This window comes from Pseudomonas sp. KCJK9111 (genome assembly GCF_046231935.1).
GTDB classification, from domain to species: domain Bacteria; phylum Pseudomonadota; class Gammaproteobacteria; order Pseudomonadales; family Pseudomonadaceae; genus Aquipseudomonas; species Aquipseudomonas parafulva_B.
On record NZ_JBJJMO010000109.1, the window covers coordinates 1 to 5,937 of the forward strand.

Here is a 5,937-nt window from a genome sequence, read left to right on the forward strand (position 1 = left end):
TTATGATGATATTTTCGTAAAGTTCCTGTTTCGATACTCATAATCATGGACGCTCCGCGGCTTTGAGCCAGTCGTTCATGCCGTCGACACCCAAAGTCAGCAGCGAATCCTGCATCGCTACCACCCGCTGTAGCATGGTGCTACCGTCTGATTCCTCCTGTTCTTCAGCCTGCGCAAAAAGGCGGGTTAGCAGTTGCGTGAGGTTGTTCTCATAATCGTATAGATAGGATTTCGTTTGCCGAACAAAATCAAGGTAAGTCTCGGTTGCTTCTAATGCATATAATGGATCTTGGAGTGACATGGCGTTCAGCCATGCGTCGAAGCCATAGATGTCTTTTCTTGCAGAATCACTTTCTGTTCCCAGCAAGAACAAGCAGCGCCGAATTAACTCAATGGGTATGGCTACCAGCGGCGTTGGCTTTTGGAAGAGGTTTCGGAATTTATGGGCAACTGCAATAGCATAATGATTTTCTGCACCCAAACCGGCCTCAAGACCGGCGAGACACTGTTCCCGGTGCTGCTGAATGTTATCGCTGTGAGTCCAAACGCTCGCTGCACCCTGCCAAGCTTCAGCGGTTTCCCCTGCGTTGAGTTCTGCGAGAAAGGCAGAAAACTCCAGTCTCCTCGAAAGGGATGCTAGTGCAGATATACGCCCCCATGTCTCAAAATCCTTTTTGCTGCCTTCGCGATGAAGGCGTGCTAGCCACAAAGCGACAATTTCGAACTTTTGGTGGTAGGCGTAATACAGGCTAGATTCGGCTATTGGCCAAAGTCCGGGGGATATTTCCTGCATGGCAAGGCCAAAAAGCTCCCAGCCAAGTTCTGGGTGATAGCTTTGCAAATAAGGCATGCGTCGCAGCAATAGGGCGCGTATAGCGGGGTGCGGGTCTGCGGCAAATAGGCGCAGCACGTTCGGTAGCGATTGGGGCCACGGTATGCCCTTTTTTTCAAGTTGATTGGCCAAGATCATTAAGGCTTCCGCTGCGTTACCTTTGGCCATATTAATGCCCGCTGTGACCAAATCAACGGAATCTCCTGAGATGGAGCTCTCCTCCTGTAGTGCCGAAAAGTCCGCAGCCAAGGACACTAACCACGTAGCGTCCTGTAATAGTTCAACGACGTGCGCACAGCTTTGTATTGCTATAGAAGCGACGCGGTTGTGGTGCCAATGACTCGGATGCGTTTCCAGCTCATTCAGAATTTGCTGCGCCAGCACTGCAGCATTGGGCTCATCTATAGGTGACCAAGTGCCATTGACCTGCAAGTTTCCGTAGCGGTGAGCCAGGTAGGTCGCAATGCCCTCCATGAGGTCGTCTCGAAATCGTTCCGAGATGCACTCCCAGTTGGCTGATAAAAGACTCATAAAGCGGGTGGGGTGGAGCGAAGCCGCCTCACGTAATTGTGAGCCAACCTCTCTCTCTCCCCCTATCAGAAAGTCATCACAAGAGCTACTAGCATGCGCTTCGTAGTGATTCAGCAGGTTCAGCACGGAGTCATCGCTTACACCGAGAAACACCTCGAAAGAAAACGGTGCGCTCACCATTCCTCCTCGCATGTGAATGTCCGGCTGGCGAACCAAAGGCCATATTTCTTTTTCGCATTCGTCCAATACAGCCTGTGCATCGGCTGAACGTAGATGGCGGGGGATGGCAAGAATTAGTTTCGCTTGATTTCGTAGCGCCCATGCATGGGGCTTCGGGTCAGTTGTAGTTTTCCAGTGAAGGGTTAAAACGGTCGAATGTATTGCGTCTTGCGTAGCCGCATCGAGGTGCATGAAAGTGGCATTTATCAGCGTGCCGAGTTCATACGACAAGCAGGATTCTAGCAGTATTTTGTTGCAAAGCATGCGGCCAATCACATTCAGATTAGCGGCTGGTGCTGCCATGCACGCGAGGATGGCGAAATAGCGCAATGCGCCTTCTGTGCTTAAGCACAGACGTTCGCTGTTGCTTTGCCACCAATTCGATTGAGTATTTGCGTGATGCACCATAGCGGTTTCAACGGCATCCAGCAGTATGCGCTCACTATCAAGGTGCCGATGGTCGGTCTGGGTGTGTTCGTCGTTGTATGAAGTTTGGTGCAGGAAATCCCCTCTAAAGTTTTCAGGAGTTTCACCATACCGTGAGTTCTTGATTTGACTCCATCGCTCAATCGATGCTACAGCCAAGTCAAGCAATGCCGTGGAATTTCGCATTCGATCTGCGAGAAAACTGTTATTGCTTGTCCCAAAGTTATGGGGTTGACAGTGCAATTTATTGCAAAAGCTATAGGCAAGAACATCATCGTCGGTAACTTCGCCAGCGACATAGCGCCATAGAACCGAATCGTCTATACCACCATCGTCAACACAGCGTGCGAGTGCACGCCCAAGAAAGCTGTGTTCTTGCCTCGGCAACTTAAGCAATTCGACAAGCAAAGGCACAAGCACTGCTGAATGGTCTGCATGGACTTGCGTGATCGCATGTGCAATAGAATTGGTCAGCTGGGAATTGTCCACTCCATCTAGTGCCAGCATTTCGGTCCAAAATGCGAACACCCCTACAGCATCGTCATTTTTCCATTGAGACACACGATGCACATGCATCACTAACCCGTCAATATCGCGGGTATCTCTCAAAAAAGGTACTAGATGCTTCATCCAGAAGTTATGCCATTCCACCCGAATCGCCTGGGTGTAGATCACCTGAAACATATCACGATGCTGATTGCGTAGGTCGCGTATTAAAATCCAGTCGTCATCGTGTGGAGGCTGTTCTGAAAAAGTTTCCGCCACAAGACGGCGAATGTGGAAGGCGTTGTTGCCTGTCAAAACAGTACGCAACTGTTTTCGTAATTCGCGCCGATCTCCGGTCGTCAGCTGCGTAATAAAGCTGCGAATGCTGGGACGTACAAAAGGCACAGGCGGTAAACGTTGTATGAATGCGTTCAAAGTCACAGCTTGGCGCATCGCGCCGCTGATCACCAACACGTCGAGCAGGGTCTGGTGCCCGAATGTCAGCTGCCCATCCTGCGTCTCATGCAGCACCTTATTACTGAGAAGCGCACGTTGAATATCTTGTGAGGCGGCGAATCGCTGACGTGGAACCGCAAGGCTTCGCAACTTTAGCATGTCAGCGGCGATGGCTTCGATGGCTTGCATGGCGGCATCGCCCAGTGCGCTGTTATCCCGCACGATCATGGCAAGATAGCGCTGTGCCAGCGCTTGGCTGGTCACTACATTGAAGCTTCCTCCTTGCTGCGCTAATTCAACAAACAAAGCCAATTCACGTGGATTACAAATTAATTCGCGAGTGGTCGCATCTATGGTCGATGCGTCAATGTTAAGTTTCGCGAGCAGAGGCGCTATCTCGGTATCCCATTCCAATGGCCGGCAAGTGATCTTTTTACCCCAGCTGCGCTGGGCAATACGTCGATCGTAATGACAGTCAAAGTCGCGACAGGCAGTGACGACGGTGATATTGGGGACCAGCAGCAGACGATCAATTTGGGCAAGGAAGTACGTAAGTACGCCGTGTTCACGGGCAATGGAAAGTACATCCAGCGAGTCGATCATCACGACTACGTGCGCATCCTCCGCCATGCGTGCCGCTTCTTCTACCCATTGTTCAGACAGGCCTAGGGCTTGACGTTCTTGCGCAGTAACGATGTCGGCGAACTCGCGCGATTGAATGAACAGGGGCAGCAGGTCAGTGCGGGTTTTGGAAAGTTGTTCCAGTGCCTCTTGCGCTGCCAGCATTACGCAGGTCTTGCCGGAGCCTGGCAAGCCAGTGAGCAAGATAGAACCATGTTTGGCTTGAATGGCTTCGATGAGCTCGTTGACGGATGGATTCGAAATGCTTTCACTTCCGATGTCTCGGCGCCATGACCGACCAATGGCAGAAGTGCTGTTGAATGAAGTACGAACCTTTGCCATGTCCATGGGAGGGCTCAGCATTGAGCCTGCTTTGTCCAGCAAGTCAGTCAGGTTATTCTTTGTCAGTCGATGCTGCGTAGAGCTATTTTCGCCATGGCCGCTAATGCGCATTCCGAGGTAGTCAAGGCGTGTCCATAAAGTGTTGTAAGCCGCCGAGCCGTTGCTTACCAACCGCCACAAACGTTCGCGCAGAAATGCCTCCATGCGATCCAGTCCGGGACTGATTTCAAACGCCGTACGTTGTAGGAAGTGGTAAGTTGAAAGATTCGACGCCTGCTCGACAAGGAGATTTCCTAGTTCAGTATCTGACTCCTGGAGGGCCTTGCCCAAATTAGCTTGGTAGGTCGCTTCATCGGCATAGTTGGTGCTGTACTCCCGTAATCTTGAGAGATCACCGAACGCGCTGCGCGAATAGAAGCGAATTTCCGCTGTCGGATCGCTGGTCAACAAGCTGATTGCCTTGCGCAATTCCTCGGCAAGGTCGGTGGTAGACCAGGCCTTATGCAGCGTCTGGTTTTTTTTGCATTGGCAGTAAATCTTGGTGCCATCTACTTTGCCGATTACCACATCGTCGACTGACCAGCTTACGGAATCTACTTCCAGCCACTGGTAACCAGGATCCGAAAGAACGCTCAACGCCCAGTCAAAGGCAACCAGCGTTTGGTAACCATCGCCTCGATTGGACTGAATCCCTGCTTTGCTCATTTGCTCGTCCTGTTTGATTACGACTGTCCCACAAAGAACTATTCAGCAGCCGAGCCGTGTCGCACTTTTTTCTCGGCACCATTAGCCGATGCGCCACGCGATATTAAAATTTGTCTACAACGCTCTTAAAAGTGGGGTGGTCTTTTTTCTTGCGTTGCGCCGGCCGATGGAGTATCGCGTCCGATGCCACATAACATTGTAGTTTCATTGGTTGCCAAAGCGGTCTGCGGAAATGAGTCGCTTCTGGCGTAGATTGACCGTTATTATGCGTGTTGTCACAGAGCATTCTGAAGGAGCTATTAAGCTTTAGCCAAGTAATGCTAGGCATGAGAATTTCACTCCTTCCCAGAGCCGGTTGGCTGGCAGTCCCAGTCTGTGCCGTCACCTATCCTCTCCGACGAGGAACAAGATGGAGCTTGCCCTGTTCACGGCTCTGCCCTTTTGTAAGGTTCGGGTCACCTAGGCTGCCGTCATCGACAGCGCTTGCGACTCCTAGTCGACGCTTGTGGACGATATTCGTCAAGCAGCGCGATATGGTAACGATAGCATCATCGTGAGGCGCGTGAGCGGGCGACCTCTTTAGTCCTCGATGCATGCCAGTAATTCTGGCAGCCGCAGCCGTTTGGCCTCCCGCATGATGCTTTTCAGGTAGTTCTTTATCCTGAGGACCACGTCGATGGTGCTGCGCTACGTCACGGCGGCCAGTGGCTGCATGAAGTCGTGGGTGTCAAACTTAACGATTGCTCTGGCACCGATCAAAGAGAACACATGGCTCTTCAACCGGCTGAATACAGTCTTGGCGTGGCCGAGCGCCCGCTTCGGCACCATGCTCGCTTGCCAGTCGAGCGCTACGCTTTCGAAGGTGCGGCCGTTGGTCACGGCTTGGTTGGCGTCTATGCCATTGGCGAGCTGCTGCTTGATCTCGAAGTACTTACGGCGTGCGTCGCCTAGGCCAACCTCATTAGCGCTGGTTACCCAAGTAATCCAACTGAACCCCAAAACGAAAAAACCCGCCAAAAGGCGGGTTTTTCGTGAATTCCAGAGATTTTGAAAGCCTTCTCTGGAACCTTATATGGTGCCGGCACCAGGAATCGAACCCGGGACCTACTGATTACAAGTCAGTTGCTCTACCAGCTGAGCTATACCGGCAATGGGGCGTCATTATAACGATCGTTTGGCGTGTGTAAACCACTTCCTTGCGATTGTTTGAAAATGACCTAAGTCACCGACCCAAAAGGGGAATTTTCTTACCAGCCGCGGTGGATGGTGGTGACGCTTGGCTCGGTCTTGCCGGGGTTGAAGAACAGCTTGTCGGTGTC

General features: G+C 51.7%; 1 protein-coding gene, 1 tRNA gene and 1 pseudogene. All 3 read right to left on the reverse strand.

Going from position 1 to position 5,937, the window contains the following annotated elements; genetic code table 11:
* Positions 1 to 43 precede the first annotated feature (43 nt).
* The 3 genes and pseudogenes from ACK59L_RS21155 to ACK59L_RS21165 all read right to left on the reverse strand — a co-directional run bounded on the left by ACK59L_RS21155 (position 44) and on the right by ACK59L_RS21165 (position 5,767).
* On the reverse strand, positions 44 to 4,618 hold the full coding sequence (locus tag ACK59L_RS21155; RefSeq protein ID WP_409275862.1) for an AAA family ATPase: 4,575 nt from the start codon (positions 4,616 to 4,618) through the stop codon (positions 44 to 46).
* Between the two features lie 582 nt (positions 4,619 to 5,200).
* Positions 5,201 to 5,575 (reverse strand): annotated as a pseudogene (locus ACK59L_RS21160) (phage integrase central domain-containing protein); the annotation flags it as partial.
* 116 nt (positions 5,576 to 5,691) lie between these two features.
* A tRNA-Thr gene (locus ACK59L_RS21165) sits at positions 5,692 to 5,767 on the reverse strand.
* Between the last annotated feature and the right edge of the window lie 170 nt (positions 5,768 to 5,937).

Excerpts from the sequence above, each read along its gene's own strand:
- ACK59L_RS21155 (WP_409275862.1), bottom strand. The coding sequence starts at position 4,618 with ATGAGCAAAGCAGGGATTCAGTCCAATCGAGGCGATGGTTACCAAACG.